The organism is Ruegeria sp. CL6 (assembly GCF_056536465.1).
Map to the genome: position 1 here is coordinate 893,321 of NZ_JBQFPR010000001.1, position 26,439 is coordinate 919,759.

At 59.8% G+C, this 26,439-nt stretch carries 28 protein-coding genes; 5 read left to right on the forward strand and 23 right to left on the reverse strand.

Features of this window, described 5'->3' with window-relative positions; all coding sequences use genetic code 11:
* Nucleotides 1–38 precede the first annotated feature (38 nt).
* From tilS to ruvC, 12 genes are all read right to left on the reverse strand, one after another.
* Nucleotides 39–1,292: a tRNA lysidine(34) synthetase TilS gene (tilS, locus tag ACR0LH_RS04450; protein ID WP_480719813.1), complete on the reverse strand. Its 1,254-nt coding sequence runs from the start codon at nt 1,290–1,292 to the stop codon at nt 39–41.
* Complete coding sequence (gene ybgF / locus ACR0LH_RS04455; protein WP_170484518.1) at nt 1,289–2,116, reverse strand: tol-pal system protein YbgF; 828 nt, start codon at nt 2,114–2,116, stop codon at nt 1,289–1,291. Before ybgF ends, tilS begins: the two co-directional genes overlap by 4 nt.
* A 4-nt stretch (nt 2,117–2,120) precedes the next feature.
* Nucleotides 2,121–2,630 (reverse strand): peptidoglycan-associated lipoprotein Pal, encoded by a 510-nt coding sequence (pal, locus tag ACR0LH_RS04460; protein ID WP_170386262.1) that lies wholly within the window; start codon nt 2,628–2,630, stop codon nt 2,121–2,123.
* An 88-nt stretch (nt 2,631–2,718) separates the two neighbouring features.
* Entirely contained in the window at nt 2,719–4,038 is a 1,320-nt protein-coding gene (tolB, locus tag ACR0LH_RS04465; RefSeq protein ID WP_480719814.1) for a Tol-Pal system beta propeller repeat protein TolB, read from the reverse strand.
* Nucleotides 4,035–5,129 carry an energy transducer TonB gene (locus ACR0LH_RS04470; protein ID WP_480719815.1) on the reverse strand — a complete coding sequence of 365 codons (1,095 nt, stop codon included), beginning with the start codon at nt 5,127–5,129 and terminating at the stop codon, nt 4,035–4,037. Before ACR0LH_RS04470 ends, tolB begins: the two co-directional genes overlap by 4 nt.
* 9 nt (nt 5,130–5,138) lie before the next feature.
* Nucleotides 5,139–5,615 carry a protein TolR gene (tolR, locus tag ACR0LH_RS04475; protein ID WP_152457226.1) on the reverse strand — a complete coding sequence of 159 codons (477 nt, stop codon included), beginning with the start codon at nt 5,613–5,615 and terminating at the stop codon, nt 5,139–5,141.
* Between the two features lies 1 nt (nt 5,616).
* Nucleotides 5,617–6,312, reverse strand: a complete 696-nt coding sequence (tolQ, locus tag ACR0LH_RS04480; protein ID WP_480719816.1) for a protein TolQ — start codon at nt 6,310–6,312, stop codon at nt 5,617–5,619.
* 110 nt (nt 6,313–6,422) lie between these two features.
* Entirely contained in the window at nt 6,423–6,806 is a 384-nt protein-coding gene (ybgC, locus tag ACR0LH_RS04485; protein ID WP_170386250.1) for a tol-pal system-associated acyl-CoA thioesterase, read from the reverse strand.
* Nucleotides 6,803–7,426: a hypothetical protein gene (locus tag ACR0LH_RS04490; protein ID WP_480719817.1), complete on the reverse strand. Its 624-nt coding sequence runs from the start codon at nt 7,424–7,426 to the stop codon at nt 6,803–6,805. The genes ybgC and ACR0LH_RS04490 overlap by 4 nt, the downstream gene beginning before the upstream one ends.
* Nucleotides 7,427–7,487: 61 nt before the next feature.
* Nucleotides 7,488–8,507 carry a Holliday junction branch migration DNA helicase RuvB gene (gene ruvB, locus ACR0LH_RS04495; protein WP_480719818.1) on the reverse strand — a complete coding sequence of 340 codons (1,020 nt, stop codon included), beginning with the start codon at nt 8,505–8,507 and terminating at the stop codon, nt 7,488–7,490.
* Nucleotides 8,508–8,511: 4 nt separating this feature from the next.
* On the reverse strand, nt 8,512–9,183 hold the full coding sequence (gene ruvA, locus ACR0LH_RS04500) for a Holliday junction branch migration protein RuvA (RefSeq protein WP_480719819.1): 672 nt from the start codon (nt 9,181–9,183) through the stop codon (nt 8,512–8,514).
* The gene (gene ruvC / locus ACR0LH_RS04505) at nt 9,180–9,677 is read right to left on the reverse strand and encodes a crossover junction endodeoxyribonuclease RuvC (protein WP_170386237.1); all 498 of its coding nucleotides are present in this window, start codon (nt 9,675–9,677) and stop codon (nt 9,180–9,182) included. The genes ruvA and ruvC overlap by 4 nt, the downstream gene beginning before the upstream one ends.
* 334 nt (nt 9,678–10,011) lie before the next feature.
* Here ruvC and ACR0LH_RS04510 point away from each other — a divergent pair, with 334 nt between their 5' ends.
* Nucleotides 10,012–10,224 (forward strand): DUF1127 domain-containing protein, encoded by a 213-nt coding sequence (locus ACR0LH_RS04510; protein ID WP_170386233.1) that lies wholly within the window; start codon nt 10,012–10,014, stop codon nt 10,222–10,224.
* A 109-nt stretch (nt 10,225–10,333) separates the two neighbouring features.
* Here ACR0LH_RS04510 and ACR0LH_RS04515 read toward each other — a convergent pair whose 3' ends face one another.
* The 4 genes from ACR0LH_RS04515 to ACR0LH_RS04530 all read right to left on the reverse strand — a co-directional run bounded on the left by ACR0LH_RS04515 (nt 10,334) and on the right by ACR0LH_RS04530 (nt 15,227).
* Nucleotides 10,334–10,678, reverse strand: coding sequence for a hypothetical protein (locus ACR0LH_RS04515; protein WP_480719820.1), 345 nt, complete (start codon nt 10,676–10,678; stop codon nt 10,334–10,336).
* A 97-nt stretch (nt 10,679–10,775) separates the two neighbouring features.
* Nucleotides 10,776–11,654 carry a 50S ribosomal protein L11 methyltransferase gene (locus ACR0LH_RS04520; RefSeq protein ID WP_480719821.1) on the reverse strand — a complete coding sequence of 293 codons (879 nt, stop codon included), beginning with the start codon at nt 11,652–11,654 and terminating at the stop codon, nt 10,776–10,778.
* 64 nt (nt 11,655–11,718) lie between these two features.
* Entirely contained in the window at nt 11,719–12,951 is a 1,233-nt protein-coding gene (locus ACR0LH_RS04525) for an MFS transporter (RefSeq protein WP_170386223.1), read from the reverse strand.
* An 80-nt stretch (nt 12,952–13,031) separates the two neighbouring features.
* Nucleotides 13,032–15,227 (reverse strand): primosomal protein N', encoded by a 2,196-nt coding sequence (locus tag ACR0LH_RS04530; protein WP_480719822.1) that lies wholly within the window; start codon nt 15,225–15,227, stop codon nt 13,032–13,034.
* Between the two features lie 92 nt (nt 15,228–15,319).
* Between ACR0LH_RS04530 and fsa the strand changes: the two genes are divergently transcribed.
* The 4 genes from fsa to ACR0LH_RS04550 all read left to right on the forward strand — a co-directional run bounded on the left by fsa (nt 15,320) and on the right by ACR0LH_RS04550 (nt 18,578).
* Nucleotides 15,320–15,973: a fructose-6-phosphate aldolase gene (fsa, locus tag ACR0LH_RS04535; RefSeq protein WP_152457215.1), complete on the forward strand. Its 654-nt coding sequence runs from the start codon at nt 15,320–15,322 to the stop codon at nt 15,971–15,973.
* A 198-nt stretch (nt 15,974–16,171) separates the two neighbouring features.
* The gene (locus ACR0LH_RS04540; RefSeq protein ID WP_480719823.1) at nt 16,172–16,879 is read left to right on the forward strand and encodes a DUF484 family protein; all 708 of its coding nucleotides are present in this window, start codon (nt 16,172–16,174) and stop codon (nt 16,877–16,879) included.
* Nucleotides 16,876–17,796 (forward strand): tyrosine recombinase XerC, encoded by a 921-nt coding sequence (locus ACR0LH_RS04545; protein WP_480719824.1) that lies wholly within the window; start codon nt 16,876–16,878, stop codon nt 17,794–17,796. The genes ACR0LH_RS04540 and ACR0LH_RS04545 overlap by 4 nt, the downstream gene beginning before the upstream one ends.
* A 68-nt stretch (nt 17,797–17,864) precedes the next feature.
* Nucleotides 17,865–18,578 carry a CDP-alcohol phosphatidyltransferase family protein gene (locus ACR0LH_RS04550; RefSeq protein WP_170414263.1) on the forward strand — a complete coding sequence of 238 codons (714 nt, stop codon included), beginning with the start codon at nt 17,865–17,867 and terminating at the stop codon, nt 18,576–18,578.
* On the opposite strand, the gene ACR0LH_RS04555 is transcribed toward ACR0LH_RS04550, so the two are convergent.
* The 7 genes from ACR0LH_RS04555 to ACR0LH_RS04585 all read right to left on the reverse strand — a co-directional run bounded on the left by ACR0LH_RS04555 (nt 18,563) and on the right by ACR0LH_RS04585 (nt 26,431).
* A complete protein-coding gene (locus tag ACR0LH_RS04555; RefSeq protein ID WP_170570020.1) occupies nt 18,563–19,030 on the reverse strand; it encodes a hypothetical protein in 468 nt (155 codons plus the stop codon). The two genes, ACR0LH_RS04550 and ACR0LH_RS04555, sit on opposite strands and share 16 nt — an antisense overlap.
* A 76-nt stretch (nt 19,031–19,106) precedes the next feature.
* Nucleotides 19,107–19,562: a methylated-DNA--[protein]-cysteine S-methyltransferase gene (locus ACR0LH_RS04560; RefSeq protein ID WP_170565660.1), complete on the reverse strand. Its 456-nt coding sequence runs from the start codon at nt 19,560–19,562 to the stop codon at nt 19,107–19,109.
* 117 nt (nt 19,563–19,679) lie between these two features.
* The gene (gene ileS, locus ACR0LH_RS04565) at nt 19,680–22,583 is read right to left on the reverse strand and encodes an isoleucine--tRNA ligase (protein WP_480719825.1); all 2,904 of its coding nucleotides are present in this window, start codon (nt 22,581–22,583) and stop codon (nt 19,680–19,682) included.
* A gap of 236 nt (nt 22,584–22,819) precedes the next feature.
* Entirely contained in the window at nt 22,820–23,530 is a 711-nt protein-coding gene (locus ACR0LH_RS04570) for a VIT1/CCC1 transporter family protein (protein ID WP_480719826.1), read from the reverse strand.
* A gap of 54 nt (nt 23,531–23,584) precedes the next feature.
* A complete protein-coding gene (locus ACR0LH_RS04575) occupies nt 23,585–24,574 on the reverse strand; it encodes a YcjF family protein (RefSeq protein WP_480719827.1) in 990 nt (329 codons plus the stop codon).
* Nucleotides 24,567–25,022, reverse strand: coding sequence for a GNAT family N-acetyltransferase (locus tag ACR0LH_RS04580; protein WP_170484491.1), 456 nt, complete (start codon nt 25,020–25,022; stop codon nt 24,567–24,569). The genes ACR0LH_RS04575 and ACR0LH_RS04580 overlap by 8 nt, the downstream gene beginning before the upstream one ends.
* A complete protein-coding gene (locus ACR0LH_RS04585) occupies nt 25,019–26,431 on the reverse strand; it encodes a YcjX family GTP-binding protein (protein WP_480719828.1) in 1,413 nt (470 codons plus the stop codon). Before ACR0LH_RS04585 ends, ACR0LH_RS04580 begins: the two co-directional genes overlap by 4 nt.
* Nucleotides 26,432–26,439 lie beyond the last annotated feature (8 nt).

The following is a 26,439-nucleotide window of genomic DNA, read 5'->3' on the forward strand; positions in this document are numbered from 1 at the left end:
CCGAGTTGCTCTTTAAAATAGAGATGATTCAAGCAGGTTCAATGCGATAAAAACGAACAGTAAAACTCGGACCTATTCTGCACCAAATTGGCCTGCCACCCATTGCCAAAGCCAGCTAGGGGCGCAGACAGCAATACATCACCATCCCACACCGCCGGAGTGGACAGCAGCGCCGCGCGTGGCTTTCCCAGCGCTCTCCATCCTTCAACGGCGTTCAGGCCGACCTCTCCGAGCGGTCCAATACGCGCGTTGGATGCCGGGGGGCCGGACAAAATCCAGCGTTTATCCCACGCCTCTCCGATTGCGCACCATTCGTCGGCCACCGCGTTTAGTTCTCTGCAAATCCACGTATTATTGCCTTTTGGGATCAGCATACAGCCACCGATGGTGCTGGGTTCGCCCTGTAAAATCGCGGCGATTGCTTGATCTGTGGCCGCACGACGCGGCGGATATCCCGCACCGGCGATCCATGCCAGACTGCCAACCAGCAGACGGCGCTGTATTTCACCCGGAAGAACCGAAAACTTCACCCTGTCGATGCAGACATCGCCAGAATCCGCGATGAGCACACGCCCTGCGGATTCCTGCGTATAGAGAGCCAAAGCCTCATCCGCTTGGGCAAGATTTTCGGCGACACGGGTCAAAGATTGGGCAGAAATTCCAATATCGCTCAAAGTCTTCATCGCATCGCGGGCCTTGATCCGGTCAAATCGCCTGTCGTGATTCGAGGGGTCTTCGATCCAATCGGCGTCTATGTCCTCAAGGTACGCACGCAACTGCGCACGCGTGACGCCCAGCATCGGCCGCAGCAAGTCTATGCCGCCCGTTTTACGCACTCTGGTCATCCCGGACAGGCCCGTCACGCCCGAAGCCCGCCCTAGCCGCAAAAGCAACGTTTCGGCCTGATCGTCCGCAGTGTGACCCAGCGCAATCGAGCCAATTCCATTGCGATGCGCCCAGTCCGTCAGCAATTGATAACGGACCTGCCGCGCCTGATCCTGAAGGTTTCCGCGCCCATCCCACTGCTGCCAGATCAACGTTTCGTGCGGCACGCCCAAAGACTTCGCACGATGGGCGACCCACTTGGCCTCGTCTGCGGATTCGTCGCGCAGCCTGTGGTCTACCGTCGCTGCGAACAGCTCGATCTGTTCGGTTCTGGCGATATCGCTCAGCAGGTGCAGCAACGCGACCGAGTCACCACCGCCCGATACGGCAACGCCCAGACGGGCTGGCAAGTCCTTTCCCAGCCGCGCCCTGATCTCGGATCGCAAGATGTCTGAAATTTCGGTCAAGAACAGCCCAGCGAAGCCATTTCCTGCGTCGCAGCCGAGGCCGCAGCCGAGCCCGGAAAGCGCACACCGACTTCGCTTAGGGTTATGCAGGCCTGATCAATTTGTTCGAGCCGCCCGAGTGCCGCCCCCAATTCAAACAGGGCTTCGGGCGCAAATGTGCCTTCGGAGTCGCCGGTAAAGCTGGCCAGAAACGCGCGCGCGGCCTCGCGGGTGTCGCCCAGACCCTGCAACGCATGTCCCCGCCTCAGGTGGGCCTCTGGTGCGAGGGGGCTTCCGGGATAGGATGTGTCAAACAGCGCGAACTGCTCGGCCGCCGCCTGAAAGTTGCCGTCGGCCAGAGACTGTGCAGCGGCGTCAAAATCGGCACGCTCACCAACCGCGAGTTCGCCCTGCTCTGAGACCAGCGGAGTTTCTTGGGTCACGGACGGAGCCGCCGCAGTGATCTCAGTGTCGCCGCCCAAGGTCGTTGTTTCGCCCAGCGTACTCAGATCGCCGCCTTCAAGTTCAACCAGACGGAACTCAAGATCACCGATCCGGTTGGTGCCATCGGTGACGACATTCTGGACCCGCTGATTCAACTGCTCGGTCTGGCGCGTCAGGCGCTGCAATTCAGCCTCGATCGCGTCCACACGTTCTAGAATTGAACTGCCGGACAGGTTTGGCGCTGGCGAACCCGTCGTTGAAAACTCGCGCTTGAGACGCTGAATTTCCACGTGCAGCACCGTCAGCTCCTGCCGGATATCGGCCAGAGTCTGCTGATCCTGCGCTTGTGCCACTCCAGCGGTCGCTACGACCGCGGCCAGAACCCATCCTGCAATTCTCATCTTCTTACCCCAAGGTTGAACCGGTCAGCACCGTCACCGCGCGGCGGTTCTTGGAATAGCAATCCTCGGTGCTGCAAATCTCAATCGGGCGCTCCTTGCCATAGCTCACCGTCGTCAGGCGATTACCCGCAACACCGCGAGAGATCAGATACTCGCGGGCCGCATTTGCGCGACGCGCGCCGAGGGCGAGGTTGTATTCACGCGTGCCCTGTTCGTCTGCATGCCCCTCGATGGTCGCGGCAAAGTCGGGGTTGGCCAGAAGCCAGTCCGCCTGGCCCTGCAGGACCGTTTGCGCCTGCGGTGTCAACGTTGACTGGTCAACAGTGAACAACACGCGATCGCCCACGGTTTGCTGGAAATATGCCGGTGATCGCGGATCGCTTGGCGAACCGGGCGCGATCGCACCGTTAGCGCCGCTGCCAAATCCACCGCCCAGCGCCGAAGGATCGTTGCTGGTACAGGCGGCCATCACACTCAGCGCGCCCAAAGCTAAAACTTTGCTCAATACGTTCATTTCAGGTGCCTCGTCATATTATCTGTTTATTGCCGTCTCTGTATCACAGTGCAGGTTTTTTGTGAACTTTTCCAAGCCCCTGCCCCGATCAATTCTGCAATGGACCCCATGACGGGTCACTTCCGCCATCCGGTGTCCGCACCGGGCGCAGGTTTCGTCCCGAAATATCCACCGAGTACAACGTCGCCCGACCACTTGCGCCCTGCGTTTCGCGCGTGAACATGATGACCCGACCGTTCGGCGACCATGTCGGCCCTTCGTCCAGGAAGGACGAGGTCAACAGGCGTTCTTCGCTGCCGTCCGTGCGCATCACGCCGATATGGAACCGGCCCTTGTTCTGCTTGGTAAAGGCAACCAAATCCCCACGTGGTGACCAGACCGGTGTGCCATAGCGCCCCTGACCAAAGCTGATCCGCGTCGCCTCGCCCCCATTGGCGGGCATGATATAGAGCTGCGGCGTGCCCGAGCGGTCGCTTTCAAAAACGATCTGCGACCCGTCGGGGGAATAGCTGGGCGCGGTTTCGATGGCAGGTGTATTCGTCAGACGCACGCTTTGCCCTGACGCCAGATCCATCTTCCACAGGTCCGTGTTGCCGCCCTGAATCAGCGAATACACGATCGAGCGACCGTCAGGCGAGAACCGGGGCGAAAAGCTCATAGTACCGCCCGGTGTATTCAGCTCGGTCCGGCGGACGCTATCAACGTCCAGCACATAGATGCGCGGTTGGCCGGTTTCATAGCTGGTATACAAAAGCCGGTCGCCCGCGGGCGAAAACCGCGGGGCCAGAACGATGGCCGCGCTGTCGGTCAGGTACTGCACATTCGCGCCGTCATGATCCATGATCGCCAGGCGTTTCAGGCGCTGGTCCTTGGGTCCGCTCTCGGACACAAAGGCGACACGGCTATCAAAATATGCGCCTTCGCCTGTCACACGGCTGTAAACCTGATCGGCAACCTTATGCGCCATCCGCCGCCAGCCATCGGTGGTGCCCGCAAACTGTAGCCCGTTGCCCAGTTCCCGATCCGAAAACACATCCCACACCCGGAACCGCACCGTCAGTTTGTTGCCCGACACGTTCACAGCGCCGGTCACCAGCGCCTCGGCGTTGATGGCCTTCCAGTCGGCAAACTGAACCGGAGCGTCAAAACTGCTGACCCGGCTGATAAACGCATCCGATGAAATCTCACGGAACAACCCGGTTCCCGTCAGATCAGCCGCAACAACCCGCGAGATGTCCTGAGCGAACTGGGCCGCAGCCGGGTTATCGGGGACAAAACTGGGCACCGCAAAGGGCAAGGGTTCGATGATCCCCTGATCCAGTTCCAAACGCAGCGGTCCGTTCTGGGCATATGCAGGGGCCGTCAGCATCGTCAGGCCCAGCAACAGGCTGGTCAGAAATCTCATCATTTGATCCGCATCCTCTCGGGATTGAATGTAATCTCAATATCCTGCCATTGCGCGTATTTGTCAGCAGGCAGGTCGTATCCTTTTGCCCCACAGCGCAAAATTGCACGTCTGGCAGCCTCATATGCCTGACTCGCGGACCCGGCAGACCCACCAGAACTGTCGATCATGCGCAAACTGCCGCCAACCACCTTGCCGTCCGGCGTCAGCGAAAACGCCACGACAACAACAGTCTGCAGCGCATCCGTTGACAAAGACCCAACATTCCAACACCGCGAAACGGCCAGTCGCATCGCGTCCTTCTCGCCACTGGTCAACGGAGGGCCAGAGGGTTCGCTGCCTTGGCCCAATGCCTCGGCCAGAGCGTCCTGAATGGCGCTTTCGTCGGCTGCCGGGGTCTCGGGCTCTGCGGTTTCAGCGACTTCGGGCTGGGCTGGCGGTGTTGGCCGGTTCGGACGGACCTGAGGGCGCGGAGACGATCGGGGGGCATATTCATCGACCTCTTCAGCCTCGGTCACGATCTCGTCTGTTGCCTCTTCCGGGGCGGTCTGGTCTTGCTGCTCCTGCTGGATTTCTGCGCCTTCGTCCAGTGACACGGCCGGTGTTTCGATATCATCCGGAGCCGCCTCGGGCGGGGGCGGAGCAACAGGCTCGGGCGCGACCTTATCTGCTGGGCGCGGCTGCGCCTCGGGGCCGGGTGGAACGGGCAATGCCGCAATTTCAGTGTCGGGCGGAGGGTCCAGTGCAGGGGGTTGTTCCACTTCGACAGGCTCGGGCGGCGGCTCGACCGCTTCTGGCTCGGGGTCGGGCTCTGGCACAACCGCCTCCGAAACTTCCGAGGATGGCTGTTCCTCCTCAACGTGTTCGGGGGTGGCCGTGTTATCTTGCGGTTCTTCGGGCTGCTGCAAGGACGATGGCGTCGGCACCTCGGGCGCGTCGCGCTGAGCGGTCATCGCCGCGAACTGCTCAGCCGAAATCACGGAAACATCCTGTACCGCCATAGGCAAAGGCTCGGACCGAAAGGTGCCGCCGAACAAGGCCCACCCGATCAGAGTCACATGGGCGATCGCCGAGATCTTGGTGCCGGTATCCACCGCGCGGCCTCACTCTCCACCTTCGTCCAGTGTTGGGCCGCCGGTATCCGTCACCAGCCCCACATTGGAGAAACCGCCCGCATTCAGCGCGCCCATGACCTGCATCACCTGCGCATAAGGGATCGCGCCATCTGCGCGCAGGAATACGCGATCACTGCTCCGTTCTGCCGCGATTGCGCGCAGTTTTCCAATCAACTCTTCGCGCAAAACATCTGTGGTCTGGATTTGCACCCGCCCGTCAGCCGTCAACGTCACGGTCAGCGGCTCTTCGTTGTCACCGGGCAATGCGCTGGCGGCAGTTTTGGGCAGATCAACCGGAACGCCGACGGTCAGCAGGGGCGCGGCCACCATGAAGATGATCAGCAACACCAGCATGACATCGACAAAAGGCGTCACGTTGATCTCGGCCATCGGCTGGGCGCGACCCCGACGCCGTCCGCGCCGACGCCCGTTCCCGCCCGAGGATTGCTGAACCGCAGCCCCCATGTCAGCTATCCAACTGGCGCGACAGGATGGTCGCGAATTCGTCGGCGAACGCCTCATACCCGCCCACGATCCGGTCACTATCAGCGCTGAGCTTGTTATAGAAAATTACGGCCGGGATCGCGGCCAGCAGCCCCAGACCCGTGGCCAGCAACGCCTCGGCAATACCGGGGGCGACAACGGCGAGGTTGGTGTTCTGCTGCTCGGCAATCTCGATAAAGGCGTTCATGATGCCCCAGACCGTGCCGAACAAACCGATAAACGGCGCGGTCGAGCCAACCGTCGCGAGGATCGGCAGCCCCTTTTGCAGCGTTTCAGCCTCTTTCGCGATCGCCACATCCATCGACCGGTCAATCCGCGCGGTTGCCCCGGCAATCAACCCTCCATCGGTGCGATGGGACCTGCGCCATTCGATCATACCAGCCGCGAAAATCTTTTCCGAGCTTCCGTCCGGCTGCGTGCCAATCTGTTCAAACAGTTCGTCCAGCGGATTGCCTGACCAGAAGGATTCATCAAAAACCAGCGCCTCGCGCCGCGCGGCCCGATAGTTGATGAGTTTCTGGATAATGATGCCCCATGACCAAATAGATGCGCCGATCAGCATCAGCATCACCAGTTTTACGACAAAGGTCGCGCGGGCATACAGCCCCCACATGGAGAAGTCGATCTCCTGCGCCAGCGCCAGCGTTTCAGCTTCCATGAACCTGCTCTTTGTTTTTGCCTGACGGCCGTTCTTTTGGCCTTGTTTTGCCAAACGCTAACGCAGTTGGGTATGAAAAGCCAACAGAACCACCCTTGACCCGCAAATTGTTACAACAATGCGCGAATCTCTGCCGGAAGACGCACCGGCTTGCCCTGCGCATTCATGCAAACGGCGGTCACTGTCGCGCGAAAGACCTCGGTCCCGTCGCGTGTTACGACCTGATCCATGGTCAGGCGCACACCTGACACAGAAGCGACCTCGGTTTCCACGATCAGCTCGTCTTCAAACTTGGCCGGAGCCAGATAATCCGCCTCGATCCTGCGGACGACCCAGACAATACCAGCATCGCGCATGGCGTTCTGATCGTTGCCCAGTTTACGCACATAGTCGGATCGCGCACGCTCGATGAACTTCAGGTAGTTTGCGTGATACACGACACCGCCCATGTCTGTGTCTTCGTAGAAAACCTGAACGGGATACACATGTTTCATTGCGGCTGCTCCAACCTCGCAAACAATCGCAGAGCGTGCGATGGGTCCTGCGCGACGCCCGGCAGAACCGGATCGTAGGCCGCACGGATCAGTCCGGCAATGTCCGGCCTCAGTATCGTGGCGTCACCTGCAATCGCCAGCGGCGACGCGCTGCGAAAAGCGGCATCAGACCACAACAGGATCGTCTGCACCACCTGACTCAGCACCAAGGTTTCAGCCGGAACTTTGGCCAGTTCCCTGTCCATCCGAAGGAATACAAACGCCGCCCGGATCGACCCGTCCTCTTCAAACCTGAAGATACGGTACTGATTGGCATCCGCCGCAACCAGCCGCTCGACCAAGGGGGCCAGATCTGGTACCAGACGATCCAGATCCGGAACCTCAAGCAATTCCTTCCAGTTGCGGAAGAAGAAGACCATGCAGTTTGCGCCCAGTTCCGGGTCGGTCTCGGCCATTTTGTGACCGGCAAGCGTGACGACGGCTTCAAACGCGCCCTTGACGGTCGCCAGCGTTTCGTCTTCCACGCCAAAAACGATGGGCACGATGGGGCGACCCCAGCGTGCAAACAGGAACTCGCCGCTTTCGCGGGTGAACAACGCTTGGATGTCTTCGGGTGTCACGCGCAATCCTCGGTGGTCACAAATGGGTTGCTCGAACCCTTAAAAGCTATGGCGTCCAGCTTCAACCAAACAGATCGCTTTGTCCTTTGGGCGCGGCCATACCAAGATGAGTCCAAGCCTTCTGCGCCAGCATCCGACCGCGTGGCGTGCGTTGGATCAAACCCTGTTGCAGCAAATACGGCTCGATGACTTCCTCGAGCGAGTCGCGGCTTTCCGACAGCGCCGCCGAGAGCGTCTCGATGCCAACGGGTCCACCTGCGTAATTCTCGGCAATCAGCGTTAGATACCGCCGGTCCGCACCGTCTAGCCCAAGATTATCAACCCCCAGCCGGGTCAACGCGCTATCGGCCAGATCGCGGGTTATGTGACCGTCGCCCTCGACAATGGCAAAGTCCACCACGCGCCGCAGCAGCCGTCCGGCAATACGCGGTGTTCCGCGTGACCTCCGGGCGATCTCACGCGCGCCATCGTCGTCAGCGGGCGCACCCAGTTTGCGAGCGTTTCGGGTGACGATCTCGTGCAACTCATCCACGGTATAGAACTGCAACCGCGTCGGGATGCCGAACCTGTCGCGCAACGGAGTGGTCAGCAAGCCCATCCGCGTCGTGGCCCCGACCAGTGTAAAGGGCTGCAGCTCGATCCGAACCGTGCGTGCCGCCGGACCTTCGCCGATCACCAGATCAAGCTCAAAATCCTCCATCGCGGGGTACAGAACTTCTTCGACGGCCGGGTTCAACCGGTGAATCTCGTCGATGAACAGCACGTCGCGCGATTCCAGATTGGTCAGGATGGCCGCCAGATCACCCGCCTTGGCCAGCACAGGGCCAGAGGTCATGCGGAAATTCACCCCCAACTCTCGCGCCATGATCTGCGCCAGCGTCGTCTTGCCCAACCCCGGAGGGCCGTGGAACAGCGTATGGTCCATCGCCTCGCCCCGTTGCCGGGCCGACTGGATGAACACGCGCAAGTTCGCGCGCGCCTCGGCCTGACCGATGAATTCATCCAGCCCCTGCGGACGCAGGGCGCGGTCATTGTCCTCGGGCAGCGGATCGGGGCGCAGGGTGGGATCAGCGTCTACCATTCACTCAGCCTTTCGGAGCCAGCAGCTTCAGCGCGGCGCGGATCAAATCAGCTTCGCCCGCTTCGGGCTGGCTGGCGGCGGCTTCAGCCACGGCGGATGCAGCGTCAGACGGGCCATACCCTAGATTCGACAAGGCCGACAACGCACCAGCAGAGGCCGCAGCGTTCCCCGACGCAGGTTTGACAACGCGCTTGGGCGCAGGTTCGGTCACCTCAACAACCTCAAGATCAGGGCCATCCATCGCTTCGGTCACCGTGCCGCCCATCGCCATCACACCCGGCGCCTTGTCCTTGAGGTCTAGAACGACGCGCTGTGCTGTCTTCGGGCCAACACCCTTGGCAGCCTTCACCGCGCCCCAATCGCCCAGCGCAATCGCTCGGCTTACGCCATCAGGTCCCAGCGTCGACAGGATAGCCAAGGATACCTTGGCCCCAACGCCCTGAACCGAGCACAGCAGCCGATGCCATTCCTTCTCGACCAGCGACAAGAAGCCGTAAAGCTGCATCAGGTCTTCGCGCACAACCATGTCAGTGTAGATCGAGACCGCCTCGCCCACCCCCGGCAGAGCGGCCATTGTCCGATCCGAGCAATAGACGATATATCCCACCCCGCGCACGTCGATCAGAACGTGATCCGCCGCGCGGTAGTCCAGCCGCCCTGTCAGTTTCCCTATCATGCCCGAACCTCTTTCATTCGCGCCTGGGGCGCTGCACCGTAATATGAGTGACAGATCGCGATAGCCAGCGCATCTGCGGCATCCGCGCCTTTGGGCTGACACCCCGGAAGCTGGAGCTTGACCATATGCAGAACTTGCTCTTTCTCGGCGTGGCCAACACCCACCACCGTTTTCTTCACCCGGTTGGGCGCATATTCACCAATCCTCAGCCCGGCCTGCGCAAGCGTCAGCAACGCCACCCCGCGCGCCTGCCCCAGCTTTAGCGTGCCCGCACCATCCTTGTTCACGAAGGTCTGTTCGATTGCCGCCTGTTCGGGCTGGTATTCTGCAATGACCTCGACAATCTGATTGTGCAAAGACAGCAGCCGCTCGCCCAAGTCATCACCATCTGACTTGCACAAACCATTGGCGACATGGCTCAGGCGGCTGCCATGCGAATCGATGACGCCCCATCCCAGGGTTCTGAGACCCGGATCTATGCCCAGAATTCGCATTTTTTGCCTCGGCCTGCTCGGGTTCTTGTGATCTTTAAACCGAATTAGCACGAAGCATGAACATTTTCCAAGTGTATTGACCCGCAGTCCAAAAACGACATCCCTGTTCCGGGTCCGACAAACTGGTCAAATTGCGACAGCGAAAAGTCTGTTTTCGACACGTTTTCTTTCGGAAAAATGGCCATAAAATTAAGGGCTTTTCACGCCATATTAGCCTTGCAGAAAACGCATAGGACACATGCAATTTCTGCGCTTGTATAGCCAGATTTAGATCACTAGATGCCGCTCAGATCGAATGATCGAGACATGAACTTTAACCAGAAGGAAACAGGATATGGCTGCACTGGATACCACCCGCGCCACCACTGGCTCGTTCGGCCTTGCTGGCCGTATCGGCGCATTTATTGCGTCGGCTGTCACCGCAGTTGTCGAATGGAACGACGCCCGCGTTACCCGAAACGTTCTGAATCGCCTGACGAACCGCGAACTCGAAGATATTGGTCTTTGCCGAGGCGACATTGATGTCGTCGCGGAAGGTCGTCGGTAGGGAATAGCACACCCCCACCACTCACTCGCCCCTTCCTCCTCCCTCGGGGGCAAAGTAGAACGCCGCGCATCTTTCAATGCGCGGCGTTTCTAGTCAGAGCGGACGAAACTCAGCGAAGGAACTTATCCAACTGAGCCGAGATATGTTCTGAGAGCGGATCAATTTGCATCACCCAGGCACCGGCTTTTTCAACCGACGTACCCTGAGCCAGACTATCGACCCGATACTGATAGGCAGACGCGCCGAGACTTGTCAGCAGAAACGTCTTGAAGGCAAACAGGCCAACGAGACACAGCAGCAGAACCTTGGCAGGCACGGCAGACTGCACACGTTGCGGCCGCATCACGACCAGACCATCCTTGCGCATCGTCGCGCGATAGCCGCGGCTAAGCTTGGCGTGCTTTTTGTTCAGACGACTAATGCGCCGATCAAATTCCAGTTGTTTTCCAGTCATGGCAGCCTCCAAAAACCGCCCCCGTTCACACGCTTAAACGGTAGATTGAGATTGCGACAAAAGCGTGGCGAGAATCCACAAAACTCCTGTAAATGGTCTAATTTCCGCCCTGTTTGCTTAAGATTAGCGTTGTCCACTCACCAATTTCGGAACGATTGGACAGATTAAATCCGTTTTGGAGATAAACAGAAATGACGTCATCTGCCTGCTCGTTGAGGATTCCCGAAAGAATTGCATAACCACCGAGCCGCAGATTCGCGGCGATTTCCGGCGATAGGGCGACCAATGGCCCCTTGAGGATATTCGCAAATATCAAATCGTATGGCGCATGGGATTTCAGATCCGGGCGATCAAAACCTGCCGCTTCAACACACTTTACCTGTCCGGCCATACCATTGGCCTTCAGGTTGGCTTCAGCAACATCTACGGCCACCTGATCAATATCGCTTGCGATGATATCCCCGTCCCAGACTCGCGCAGCGGCCATAGCCAATACAGCGGTCCCGCAACCGATATCGGCGACCTTAGTGGCGGCAAAGCCTTCTTCCAGCAGCAGGTCCAGCGCTTTCAGGCACCCCAATGTCGTACCGTGGTGCCCGGTCCCAAAGGCCATAGCTGCCTCGATCAGCAACGGGATACGACCTTCGGGCAGTTTATCCGCGTCATGGCTGCCATAGACAAAGAACCGCCCGGCCTCGACCGGTGCCAGCTCGCGCCGAACATGAGCAACCCAATCGGTCTCGGGCAATTCAGAGACGACGAATGGCTTGGCCTCAAACGCGGCGGCCAGTACCGCCAAGGCGGTTTCGTCCGGGGTTTCGGTGAAATACCCCCCAACTTCCCAAAGGCCCGAGCCGTCTTCGACCTCGAATACACCAACACCTGTTGGTTCAGGCTCCAGACGCTCCATCGCTTCACCCAAGCCCTCGGCGGCCTTTTTGCCAGTCAAAGTGGTCAGCGCGGTGAAAGTGGGCATATGGGCCTCCTGTGTCATCTGCCACAGCGCCTATGGCCCCGAACGGCCGAGGTCAAGCGCTGGCTTATTCCGCAGGTGCCGGAGCGTATTTCGACAGGATGGTCTCATTGCCGGGTTCCGGGTGACGCGGGATCAGCAGAGACAGCGCCAGTGAGATCAGAGCCATTGCTGCAGCCAACGCAAATACGGCACCGGGCGACACGACCCAAAGCAACCCCAAAAGCGCAGGCAGGAACACGGCAGCAATATGGTTGATCGTAAATGCCACCGCAGCCGTGGGCGCGATATCAGCAGGGTCCGCGATCTTCTGGAAATAGGTCTTCAAAGCCAACGCCAGTGCGAACAGGACGTGATCGATGACATAGAGGATTGCAGCCAGCACCACGCCCCAACCAAACCAATAGATCCCGCCATAGGCTGCAAACACGATAGCCAGACCTGCATATTCAAAGATCAGCGTGCGACGCTCGCCGAAGACCGACACCGCCTTGCCCAGCATCGGAGCGGCAGCAATGTTGATCATCAGGTTGATCAGGTAGAGGCCAGTCAGTTCGTGCACTTCAAACCCGAATTTTTCCACCATCATGAACCCGGCAAAGACAACGAAAATCTGCCGCCGGGCACCGGCCATGAATTGCAGGGCATAGTACAGCCAGTATCTGCGGCGCAGGATCAGCTTCTTGGTCTGCGGCGTCGGCGCGTCGAATTGCGGGTAGGCGACCAGGCAAAACAGCGCCAGCAATGCAGTAACCCCTCCGGCGGCCATGAAGACCGTATTGTAGGAAAGGTCGAACCGGTCCCATGTCAGCACGATCAGCCCGTAAACCACCGCCGTTGCCGCCGAACCCATCGCGACAAGCCAGCCCAGCACCTGCGGCGCCCGGTCCTTGGGCAGCCACTGCAACTGCAAAGACTGGTTCACGGTTTCGTAGTAGTGAAACCCGATCGAGCTGAAAAGGGTGACGAACAACAATCCACCAAGGCTTGGAAACCACGCAGTGACTGCTGTCGCGACGCCCAGCATGATCAGGGAAATCATGGCCAGCACCTGTTCGCGAACGAACAGGATCACGGCAATTACGCCGACAGCCAGAAAACCCGGAATTTCGCGGACCGTGTGTAGCAGCCCAATATCCGCTCCGTCGAAATTCGCGACTTCAATCACGAAATTATTCAACAGCGCGCTCCACGCGTTGAACGCGATGGGCATGGTCAATGCCATCACGAACAAGAGCGTAACGGGACGGCGCCAGAACGGAAGGCTCTGCGCCTCGGAAAGGGGCATTGGTTTCAGCATGGGACTCCCTCTACGCCTATTTTCGCGCTTTGGCGAGGGGGCAGTAGCCCGCGCACAGTCGATCTTCGTGGATGCAGAGATCAGTAGAAACTTTGAGGGTCAATATCCACCGTCAGGCGTATATCCCCCTTCAATCGCAAGGGGGCAATCCACCGGGCAATCGCATCCTGAATGGGTGCGCCTTTCGGAGCCTTGACCAGCAGTCGCACCCTGTGCCGCCCCCGTATCCGGGCAATTGGCGCAGGCGCAGGACCGAATATCTGCGCGCCGATGTCACGCAAAGGTGCATCGTTGCGCGCCATCGCATTGCCTATGTCGAAAACCGGCCCAACCTCTGGCCCCGAGAGGACAATTCCAGCCATGCGCCCATAAGGAGGCACGCCCGCAGCCTGACGACCTGCTGCTTCGGCTTTCCAGAACCCTTCCTCGTCCCCCGACAGAATGGCGCGGATCACGGGATGTTCAGGCTGGAAAGTCTGCAAAAGCGCCTGCCCCGGCTTGTCCGAACGCCCTGCCCGCCCTGCGACCTGCCGCATAAGCTGAAAAGTCCGCTCGGCCGCGCGCAGGTCGGCACCGTGCAGGCTGAGGTCCGCGTCTATCACACCCACCAGCGTCAGCTTGGGGAAGTTGTGCCCCTTGGCCACTAGCTGCGTCCCGATGATGAGATCCGCGTCGCCTTCGGCAATCTCCTCAATCTTGGCCTTCAGCGCGCGGGCCGAACCGAACAAATCGGAACTTAGCATCGCGATCTTGGCCTCGGGAAATGTGGCCTCGGCCTCTTCCGCCAGCCGTTCAATCCCCGGCCCGACCGGGGCCAGCTTGCCCTCGACCCCGCAAGAAGGGCAGGCCTCGGGCATCGGCTTCGTCTCACCGCATTGATGGCACATCAGACGTTTGAGGAACCGGTGCTCGACCATCCGCGCGTCGCAATGGTCACAGGCGATCTGTTCGCCGCAGGCACGACAAAGCGTCACCGGTGCGTAACCGCGCCGGTTGATGAACAGCAGAGACTGCTCGCCCCGCTCGATCCGCCGCCGCACCGCCTGCCTTAGGGACGGAGATATCCACGTCCCCGGCTGCATCTGCTCGGCCCGCATGTCGATGGGCTTCATCTCGGGCAAAACCGCCGCGCCAAAGCGCGACGTCAGGTCGAGCCGCTCATATTTCCCGGCCTCGGCATTGGCCCAACTTTCCAGCGACGGGGTGGCACTGGCCAGAATCACCCGCCCTCCGCAAATTGAGGACCGCAGGACCGCCATGTCTCGCGCACTGTAGTGCACGCCGTCTTCCTGTTTGTACGAGGTATCGTGTTCTTCATCGACCACGACCAACCCAAGATCCCTGAACGGCAGGAACAGCGCGGACCGAGCGCCCACGACCAGTTGCGCATCCCCCTGCCCGACCATCCGCCAGACGCGTCGGCGTTCGGTCATGGTCGCACCCGAATGCCATTCAGCCGGGCGCGCGCCGAACCGCGCCTCGACCCGGGTCAGGAATTCGGCGGTCAGGGCGATTTCGGGCAGCAGCACCAGCGCCTGACGTCCCATGCGCAAGGTTTCGGCCACGGCCTCCAGGTAGACCTCGGTCTTTCCCGATCCCGTGACACCTTTTAACAACGTCGTGCCGTAATCGCCGGTTCGCAGCCCGGCCTGCAACTTTTCGACCGCAGCCGCCTGATCACCCGAGAGGTTCTTCCCCGGCAAATCGGGGTCCAGTCGCGGATACGGCAGATCGCGCGGGCTGTCTTCCTCGCGCACGGCCCCCAGTTTCACCAACCCCTTGACGACCGACGACGTGACCCCCGCCTGCTCTGCCAGTTCCTTCAGGGTGAAAGCCAAACCTCCAAAATCACCGAGCACCTCAAGAACACGAGTACGCGCATCAGTCATCCGATCCGGCTCGGCAGTCCCTAGCCGATAGACCTTCCTCATCGACGGCGGATCGCCCAGCCCCGGCGCGCGGGTCGCCAGCCTCAGCATCGCGGGCATCGGCGTCAGCGTGTAGTCGGCCACCTTGCCCAGAAACAGGCGCATCTCTTCGCGCATTGGCGCGACCTCAAGCACTCGGATCACGGATCGCGCCTTGGCCAGATCAAAGCCCCCCTGCCCCGGCCCCCAGACCACGCCCAGAACCTTACGCGGACCCAGAGGCACCTCGACAAATGCGCCCAGAAAACACCCGCCTTCGGGCGCCTTGTAATCCAAGGTCCGGTCCAGCGGCTGCGTTGTCAGCACCGCGACCAGTTCACCTTGATTGAAATACTCCGGGCTGCTCAAAACTGGTGCATCCTCAGCAGGGGGTTTCAGCGTGGGTCTCTTTGAGGTAAAGGCATCCGCGACCAAGGCCAACCCATCAAAGGACTGCCCTCATGAAATTCTTCGTAGACACAGCCGAGATCGACGCTATCGCCGAACTGAACGATCTGGGCATGGTGGACGGCGTGACCACCAACCCCTCGCTGATCCTGAAATCGGGCCGCGACATCCTGGAAGTCACCAAAGAGATCTGTGATCTGGTCGACGGCCCGGTATCCGCCGAAGTCGTCGCGACCGAAGCCGACGACATGATCGCCGAAGGCCGCAAGCTGGCCAAGATTGCGCCCAACATTGCTGTGAAAGTTCCGCTGACCTGGGCCGGTCTGAAAACCTGCAAAACCCTCAGCGACGAAGGCCAGATGGTCAACGTGACGCTGTGTTTCTCGACCAATCAGGCGATTCTGGCGGCCAAAGCAGGCGCGACCTTCATCTCGCCCTTCATCGGTCGTCTGGACGATATCAACCTCGACGGCATGGACCTGATCGCTGACATCCGTCAGGTTTATGACAATTACGGGTTCGAGACTGAAATCCTTGCGGCTTCGATCCGCACCGTGAACCACGTGACCGACAGCGCCCGGATCGGTGCCGACGTGATCACCGCCCCACCCGCTGTCATCAAAAAGCTGGCTGATCACCCGCTGACCGACAAGGGGCTTGAAACCTTCCTTGCTGATTGGGCCAAAACCGGTCAGAAAATCCTCTGATTGTCCACACGACCGCGCGGTGCCGTCAGGCACCGCGCCCGGCCCAACTGCGTGGGGCCTGATCTCTGATCTGGCCCAGACAGGCGGGAGTTCCCCCCCCCCAAACGCTCGAATTCCGGTCACTTTGGCATTTTTCCCAAGGCAAATTCGCCAAGCCGTGTTATAACGCGGCAAAACATAAAAAAGACCGGACGGGACATGAGCAGCAATACCAAACTCAAGGACACTCTCCGCGAGGCGATTCTGGCCGAGCCTTTCGCCGTGTTGGATGACAAGGACCTGATGCAGGCCCTCGTCACCGCCAATGAGGAAGCACGCGGAGACAACATTATCGACCTGCGCGGCATAGCCATGCAAAGGCTCGAAGCGCGGCTGGACAGGCTCGAGGACACCCACAAGTCCGTCATCGCCGCAGCCTATGAGAACCTCGCAGGCACCAATCAGGTCCATCGCGCGATCCTGCGCCTGCTTGAACCCGTTGATTTCGAGGGCTTCCTAAGCACGCTTGGCTCTGACGTTGCTGATATTTTGCGCGTTGACCGCATCACTCTGGTTCTGGAAACAGCCGTCGTGCAGGAAGACCCCGCGATCGAAAAGATGGGCGGTGTGCTCGCCGTGGTGGAACCCGGCTTTGTAGACAACTACCTGACCTTTGATCGCAGCGGCCCGGCTCGAGAGGTCGTCCTGCGCGAGATCATTCATCCCACGCATCGGATATTTGGCAAAGACGCCGATCATTTGCGGTCCGAAGCATGTCTACGCCTGGACCTGGGTGAAGGCCGATTGCCCGGCATGATCATCATGAGCGCGAAGGACCCAAATCACTTCTCGCCGCAACTGGGCACCGATCTATTGACGTTCTTCTCGGGCGTCTTCGAGCGTTCGATGCGCAACTGGCTGTCGTGAGCCTGATCTCTCCGGCCTGCCGCGATGCATTGCAGCTTTGGCTGGACAGCCTGGGGGCGCTTTCTGGCAGGTCCGAGAACACGCAAACGGCCTATCGCGGGGACGTGACCGACTTCCTGTCCTTCATGACTCTGCATCATAACGAGCGTTCGGGTCTGGCGGCCCTGTCTCGGATCACCGTGTCAGACATGCGTGCATGGATGGCGGATCAGCGCGCATCTGGCGTTGGTGCGCGATCTCTGGCCCGCAAATTATCCGCCGTCAAAAGCTTCTACCGATGGCTGGCCGAACGCGAAGGGTTTGAACCCACTGCCGTTTTGTCTACCCGGGCGCCCAAATTTACAAAGAAACTCCCTCGCCCAATCGCCGAAGATGCCGTTCGCGCAATGATCGAAACGGTCGAGTTGCAGTCCGACAATGACTGGGTTTCAGCGCGCGATGTCGCCGTTGTCACGCTTTTATACGGGTGCGGCCTGCGAATTTCCGAGGCTCTCTCGCTGACCGGTGCCGACGCCCCTCTTGCCAAGGCGCTGCGTGTCGTCGGCAAAGGAAACAAAGAAAGGGTCGTTCCCGTTCTACCAGCCGCCCGCGCCGCGGTGGACCGGTATCTTGAACTCTGCCCCCACCCGCAATCCGAGAACAAGGCGCTGTTTCGCGGCGTGCGCGGCGGTCCGCTGAACCCCAAGGCCGTTCAAGGCGTCATGGCCCGGGCGCGGGCCCAGCTTGGCCTGCCAGCGACTGCAACACCGCACGCATTGCGGCACAGTTTCGCAACCCACCTGCTGACCGCAGGAGGCGATCTGCGGGCCATTCAAGAGTTGCTCGGCCACGCCTCATTGTCGACAACCCAAGCCTACACTGCCGTAGACACTGCACGATTGATGGAAGTCTATAATCGCGCCCACCCCAAAGCCTGACGCATGGCAACTCGCGTCAACCGGGCTTTTGGTTTGCATCTGGGCCAAGCATCGTTCAAGAGACACGCATGACACTCAGATTCAAAGCTCTTTCCGTCCACCTCTTCACTGCGACCGGCGCCGTATTTGCAATGCTGGCTATGTTGGCCGCCGTAGAAGAGAAATGGAGCCTCATGTACCTGTGGCTTGTGGTTTCCTTCGTTGTGGACGGTATCGACGGCCCTCTGGCCCGGCACTATCACGTCAAAAAGAACGCCCCCGAATTTGACGGAGTTCTTCTGGATCTGATCATCGACTATCTGACTTACGTGTTCATCCCGGCCTTTGCGCTGTTCAAATCCGGCCTGATGGACGGATGGACCGGCTGGTTCGCAATTATCGTGATCACCTTCGCCAGCGCCATGTACTTCGCAGACACACGCATGAAAACAAAGGATAATTCCTTTTCCGGCTTTCCCGGCTGCTGGAACATGTTCGTCATCGTGGTCTTCGCGCTCGAGCCTAGTTTTTGGGTTATCCTGCTACTTGTATCGTTGTTGTCGCTGGCGATGTTCCTGCCGCTCAAATTCGTGCACCCCGTGCGCACCGAACGCTGGCGCAGCCTGACCTTGCCGATGGCGCTTGCATGGACGTTCTTTGCAGGCTGGGCCGCATGGGTGGATTTCCATCCCGAAAGCTGGGCGCACTGGGGTCTGGTTGTTACCAGCTTGTATCTGGTTTCAGCAGGCATCGCGCAGCAGGTGATCCCGCCGCGCAGAAGCCGGGATTACAAAACTTCCTGAACCTCGAATTCAGTCCCATTATGGGTGAAGACGTCACCTTGCCGAAGCCCCGTCATGGCCAAATAGATCGGGCTTTGGGTCGATATACCCATGTAGGTCTTGCCATCGACATCAAACCGAGTGGTCGAGACACAGACCACGAAACGGCGATTGTTGAACTTGACCACAGCACCGGGCTGCACCGTGTCAGTCACGCTGAAATCGGTGTTTTCGATCACGTCAATCTTGGCATGATGGGCGTGAACCGGCGCGTCAAAAGCCGCAGCAAGGTCCGCATTCTCTCGTGACGCGGCGATGTCATCCTTGTCGTGACCTTCGCGATCATCCAACTGCGAGTCCTTCAGAAACGCATCATAATGCGCCTGCGCAGTCGCAAGCTCCTGCGCTTCCAACGACATCAGGCGGTCGATGATTGCCTTCTTGCGGGCAGCCGAGTCTGATTGAGCAGTCATACCATTCGGTCCTTTGAATTCTCTATCTGATACAAGTTGGGCCTCAAGCACCGGGATTGCAACAGAAATCCGCGACTCAGATCAGCAAACCGGCAGCCCGTTCATGACGCAGCAAAGCGACCTTGGTCTCAACCCCGCCTTCGCCTGAGAAACCGCCCAACCCGTTCGCGGCCAACACGCGATGACAGGGGATGATCACCGGAATCGGATTCGCTCCGCAGGCTTGCCCAACCGGTTGCGGCGGTTGGCCCAACTCTTTGGCAATCTCGCCATAAGTTCTAGTCTCACCCAAGGGTATGGCAAACATCAGATCGCAGACTTGTCGCTGGAACTCGGATCCCGCAACACGATAGGGCAGATCAAACCGCTCTAACCGCCCCTGATCATAAGCCTTCAGTTGCGCCGCGGCCTCCTTCAGAACCGGCGACGCCTCACCCGCGTTTCGCCCATTCCAGATCAGACGCGTGATCGCCCCGTCCGTCTCTTCGACCCCAAGGCATCCAAATCGCGTATCAACAGCAATCATCGGCATAGCCAAATGCTGACCGCGTTTTGACAAAGGGCGCAACCCCAAACAGGTCGCGCCCCATGCTTCTTCTGTTCAAAAATACTTCGGAGCGCGAGGCAGAGCCTCGCAAAATCCCGAAACTTATCCCAACGCCTCGTTGCAGCGCCCACACACGCCGTCATGCGCATGGCGCCCCACATCCGGCAGGATTTTCCAGCAGCGTTGGCATTTTTCGCCTTCGGCTTTTTCAAACACCACTGCAACACCTTCGATCTCTGGCACACGGAACGCCTCGGCCGGGGCCGGATCACCGGTGACGGTCAGGCCCGAGGTGATGCACAGATCATCCACGTCGAACGTCGCCAGCAGATCACGCACCTCGGTGTCTTCGACATGCACGATCGGTGCGGCCTCAAGACTCGACCCGATGACTTTCTCCTGACGTTGAATCTCCAGTGCGGCAGTCACGGCGCGGCGGACGCGGCGGATTTTGGCCATGCTGGATTCAAGATCAGCATCGCGCCAGTCGCCAGGCGTATCCGGGAAATCCACCAGATGGACCGAGCTGTCATCGCCCGGGAAACGCTCCAGCCAGACCTCTTCCATAGTGAACACCAAAACCGGTGCCAGCCACGTGGTCAGACGGTGGAACAGGATGTCCAGAACCGTGCGCGCAGCGCGGCGGCGCAGGTTGTCACCATCGCAATACAGCGCGTCCTTGCGCACATCGAAATAGAACGAGGACAGATCGACCGTGGCAAAGGTGAACACGGCGCTGAACACACCCTGGAAGTCAAACGCGGCATAGCCCTTGCGCACCTGTTCATCCAGCTCGGCCAGACGGCTCAGCACCCAACGTTCCAGACGCGGCATATCTTCGGGCGCGACCCGATCTGCCTCGGTGAAATCTGCCAGTGATCCCAACATGAACCGCATGGTATTGCGCAGGCGGCGATAGCTGTCGGCGGTGCCTTTCAGAATCTCCGGCCCGATCCGCTGGTCGGCGGTATAATCGGTCTGAGCCACCCACAGGCGCAGGATATCGGCGCCGTATTGCTTCACGACCTCCTCAGGCACGATGGTATTGCCCAGTGATTTGGACATCTTGTTGCCCTTGGCATCCAGAGTGAACCCGTGCGTCACCACGTTGCGATAAGGCGCGCGGCCCTTGGTGCCGCAAGCCTGCAGCATGGACGAATGGAACCACCCGCGGTGCTGGTCCGTGCCTTCCATATAGACGTCGGCGATGCCGTCCTCAGTCCCATCCTCGCGGTCGCGCAGTACGAAGGCGTGGGTCGAGCCCGAGTCGAACCATACATCCAGGACGTCAAACACCTGATTATAGTCTTCGGGGTTGGCGATGCCGTCCAGCATCTGTTCCTTGAACCCTTCGGTGTACCAGATATCCGCGCCATCCTTCTCGAATGCCGCCTTGATGCGAGCGTTGAGATCGTCATTGCGCAGCAGGTAATCCGCGTCGGTGGGCAGAGCGCCCTTCTTGGTAAAGCAGGTCAGCGGCACGCCCCAGGCGCGCTGACGCGACAGAACCCAATCCGGGCGAGCCTCGATCATGGAATACAAACGGTTACGACCGGTCTGCGGGGTCCATTTGACCAGCTCGTCGATGGACCGCAACGCGCGTTCACGGATGGTATCGCCCATCTCGCCCATGCCATCGTCCAACTTGCGGTCCACGGATGCAAACCACTGCGAAGTATTGCGATAGATGATCGGCGCCTTGGAACGCCACGAATGCGGATAGCTGTGCTTGATTTTGCCGCGCGCCAGCAACCCGCCGACCTCGACCAGCTTGTCGATGACAGCTTTGTTCGCGTCACCCTCACCACCCTTGCGGGATAGGATGTATTTGCCGCCAAAGAACGGCAGATCGGCGCGGAAGCTGCCATCGTCCATCACGTTATAGGTGATGACCTGTTCCAGCATGCCCAAGTCGCGGTACAGCTCGAATTCCTCCATCCCGTGCGACGGCGCACAGTGGACGAAGCCCGTGCCTTCGGTATCGGTCACGAACTCAGCTGCGCGGAAGTCGCGGATGTCGTCCCATTCGCCATTGCCGCCCTCGGCCCCGGCCAGCGGGTGGGTCAGTTGGACGCCTTCCAGCTCATCGGTGGCCACGTCACGCACGCGGGTCCACTGGTCGTCGTTCAGGCGCGCGCGGCCCAGAACGTCGGCGGCCAGATTATCGGCCAGCAGGAACTTGTCTCCCACATTGGCCCAGCATTCGTCGGGCGCGCCTGTGACTTCGTAAAGGCCATACGAGATGTCCTTGCCGTAAACCACAGCCTTGTTTGACGGGATCGTCCACGGGGTCGTCGTCCAGATCACCACAAACGCGTCATCCAGATCGCCCGCATTCACGACCTTGAACTTCACCCAGATGGTGAAGCTTTCCTTGTCGTGATACTCAACCTCGGCCTCGGCCAAGGCGGTTTTCTCGATGGGCGACCACATCACAGGCTTTGACCCCTGATAGAGCGTGCCGTTCATCAGGAACTTCATGAATTCGTCGGCGATCACGGCCTCGGCGTGATAGTCCATTGTGATATACGGATCGGCCCAGTTGCCGGTGATACCCAGACGTTTGAACTCTTCGCGCTGGATTTCGATCCAGCCCTCGGCGAATTTGCGGCATTCCTGACGGAAGTCCACGACGTTCACCTCATCCTTGTTCTTGCCCTTCTTGCGGTACTGCTCCTCGATCTTCCATTCGATGGGCAGACCGTGGCAGTCCCAGCCGGGCACGTAACGCGCGTCATGGCCCATCATCTGATGGCTTCGCACGATCATGTCCTTGATGGTCTTGTTCAGCGCGTGACCGATATGCAGGTGACCGTTCGCGTAAGGAGGGCCATCGTGCAGCGTAAAGGGCGTGCGGCCTTTTTTCTCACGCAGGCGGTCGTAGACGCCGATCTTCTCCCAACGCTCCAGCCATGCGGGTTCGCGCTTGGGCAGGCCAGCGCGCATGGGGAAGTCGGTTTTGGGCAGGTTCAGCGTATCTTTGTAATCAGGTGTTTCGGCGCACATTGGGGGCGTCCTTTGGATGATCTGGTCGTCGTGTGGATCGAAGCGGTCGGTGCGAAGTCTCAAACACCTTTGCCCGGCGTCTCAGGATATCAGAGCGCCGGGGATATAATTCGGATAATGATGGCCATCCGGTCATACATGGCGGCGCTTATAGGACGCCCGCATCGGATGGTCCAGAGGTTCCGCCCCCTGCGGCGAATGGCGCGGGTTGCCTTGCCTGTCGATACACCAGCCCCCTATGGGTGGAACAACGACCCCACAAGATACGCGATCAACGCGGCCGCACCGCCAATCAGCAGCGTTTCGATCCCTGACCGCCACCAAGGGGCCAGCGACCAGCGGCTTTTCAACGCTCCTATCGCAAAAAACACACCCATCGTCATCCAGACAGACACCGTGAAAGCGTTCTCGACGGACAGCAAAAACGGCAAGAGCGGAATCATCCCTGCAACCAGAAAGGCCAAGAATGTCGCCATCGCAGCTTTGAAAGGGTTCGGATCAACAGAGCCGAGGCCGTATTCGCCCTCGATCATAAGATTTATCCAATTTTCATGGTTGGCCGTGATCGCATCGGTCGCTTCGTCAAGCACGCGCCCCGAAAGTCCCTTTTGCGCCAGAATTTCGCGAACTTCTTGACGCTCACCGTCAGGGTAAAGGCTGATATGGCGTTCCTCGATCACACGGATGCGGCGGATGTTGTCCAACTCGGCCTTGGTGCCCGAATAATTCCCCGCAGCCATTGAGAAACCGTCTGCCAATACGTTGGCCAAGCCCAGCGCGACAATGACAAACGGAGATAAACCCGCTCCGGCCACGCCAGCCACGATTGCAAATGTAGTCACCGACCCATCAATGCCGCCGTAGACCACATCGCGCAGCACCCCCCGACCCGGAGGAGCATTGATCCGTTCCGCTATTTCCTGATGGCTGTGTCCGTGCTCGGTCATGGCTGGCTCCGGCGCTGTTATGCAGGTCAGCAGACAGGAATACCTTGCGTTAGGTCAAGTCTTGGAAAACAACCCCGTCAAAGCCCGTTGAACCATCGCCCGGGTCGATGGCTTGTGCTGATCCGAGAATGGCAAAGGCCGGCAGACTTCCATCGCTGCGACGCCGACGCGGGCACTTAGTGCGCCGTTTACCAACCCCTCGCCAAAACGACGGGACAGTTTACTAAGGACCGAGCCACCCAAAACCGGCTCTAGCAGATCGTCGCCGACTGCTACCGCGCCTGTGGCCACCAGATGCACGAACACAGCGCGCGTTAGCCGCCATCCCCCAAGAAAACCTGCCCGACCCCCGTAGATTTCAGCAATACGCCTGATCATCCGAAGCGACGCGGCCAAAGCCGTTACAACATCCGCCAAAGCCAGCGGAACCAGAGCCGTCACGGTCGCAACCTGGCGCGCTGCGGCCTCGACCTCGCGGCTGGCGGCGGCATCCAGCGGGGCCAGCAGTTCATCCTCGGCCAGCGTCAACAGGCCAGACGCGTCGAATTGTTCGCCCATACGCTCGCTCAGGCGATCACGGCCCCATTTCGTTTCGTCACGGCCCTTGTAGAAATTGATCAGTTTCTCGGCGACGTCGCGGGACTTTTTCAAATCTTCGTCGGCCAGCGCTTCGTCAGCAGCCCGGCGCAGGCCATCAATGCGCGACAACCGGCCAATCGCGACCAGCTCGCGAACGGCGATAAGCAGCGCGACGAAAACCAGCGCGCCAAACAGCCCCGTTACAACCCAACCCAGAACAGGTGAGCGCAGCAAAAGTGACGTGGCAAAATCCCAGGCGGCGATGGAAACGACAGCACCAACCGCTGCGGTTGCCAAACCCCAAAACCACCGAGACAAGACCGAAGGCTTTCTGGCGGCCAATCTGACCGCCGTTTGCATGGCCTGCCCCTGCACTGGCGCGACATCCGGAACCGGCGGCGCGGTAGATACGTCAACCGAAGGCTCTTCGGCGTCGAGATCAAAAACAACCGGACCTTTAGCCATCGACAGCCTCGCTTCTTTTCCAGACGTATTTGATGTCCGGCAGATTTTCGTCGTTATCCGCCCCGTCGCTTCGGGCGACTTCGGCAAACCCGTTACGTTCATAAAACCGACACGCCCGTAGGTTGAGCTGAAACGCAAACAGGGACAGTTCGGCCCGCTTGGACTTGGCGTCGTCCAACAGACGTTGTCCGATCCCACGCCCACGAGCCTTGGGTGCCAGATACAGGGAATGAACTTCGCATTGGTTCAACGCCAGAAAACCCACGATGCCCTCATCGGTTTCCGCAACGGTTACCCAGTCCTGATCAATCATCCGACCGCAAAAGGCTATGGTCTCGGCGCGCGAATGCAATTCCGGCATCCAGTCATGTTCGAGCGCGAAACCATGCAGGATTTCACCGGTCGCACCGGCGTCCGTGCTGCGGGCTGGACGCAGGATCACGGTCATAGGCGGTCTCCTATGAGGAACTGCGCAGCCCTGTCCAAACGGATATGGGGCGGACCATCCCCCGGTCGTAATGACAGTTGGGCTGGCTCAAATGCCATGAAGCCATAATCGGCGTCCAACCATGCACCTGCGCCGTCGCGGGCCGGCCCCAACAGGCGGGCCGGGTCTTCGGGCAACTCACCGGGATAGAAGGCCGCGCGTTTTCCATCGGGCAACGTACCGCGCACACAAGGAAGGTTTGCCCCCTGATGGGACCGGATTTCTTCGGTCGTCGCGCGTAGCGCAGCCAGTGACAAAGCCGCCGTTTGCGCACCCGCAAAATTCGCCCGATCGCGGGCGTCGCGTGTTAGCGCCTCCATGACATTGGTCAGACGGGGGTGCTGTAGATGATGCAGGTGATCGGCTTTGGTCGCGGCAAAAAGGATACGCTCGACCCGTTTCCCCAGAAGAAGCTGGCTCAGCCACGCATTGCGACCCGGCCGGAAGGCCGACAGAATATCCGCCATCGCGCGACGCATATCTTCAACTGCCTGCGGACCCTTGTGGATTGCGCCCAGCGCGTCCACCAAAACGACCTGACGATCAATTCGTGAGAAATGGTCGCGAAAAAACGGCTTTACGACCTGAGATTTATAGACCGCGTACCGACGCGCCATCTCGTGGTGAAGGCTGCGCCGCTGGGCTTTGCCATCAACGGGCAACGGCGCAAAAGTCAAAACCGGAGACCCCGACAAATCGCCGGGCAACAGGAACCGCCCCGGCGTGCAGTCATAGTATCCTGCGTCGCGCGCCGCGTTCAGGTAATCCGAAAAAGCCTTGGCAAGCGACAGCGCAGTGGGTTCGTCGTGCTCGGCCTCAGGCTCTGCGGCCTTGGCCAGCGCCAGAAATGCGTCGGCCTCGGCGCGACCCGCGATGCGGTTCAGCGTCTCGGTCGACCACTCCTCATAAGACTTGTCCAAAAGGGCCAGGTCCAAAAGCCACTCGCCCGGATAATCCACAATATCCAGATGAACCGTTCGCGGCCCTTGCAGGCCAGACAGCAGACCGGCGGGACGCACCTTGAACGACAGGCGCAGCTCCGACACCGCGCGGGTGCTGTCCGGCCAATGTGGTTGCGGGCCGGTCAGGGCCGCCAGATGGTTTTCATAGTCGAACCGAGGCACTGTGTCGTCAGGTTGCGGCTGAAGATAGGCGGCGTTGATCCGACCCTCGCGCTGGGCCACCAGACCGGTCATGCGGCCCCGGTCCTGCAAATTGGCAACCAGCGAGGTGATGAACACTGTTTTTCCCGACCGCGCCAATCCGGTGACGCCCAAACGGATCACCGGCTCGAACAGGGCTTCGGACACGCTGTCGCCGACACTCTCAAGGCCGCGCACCAGACTGTCTGACAGGGAAGAGATGACCAAATTGTCGC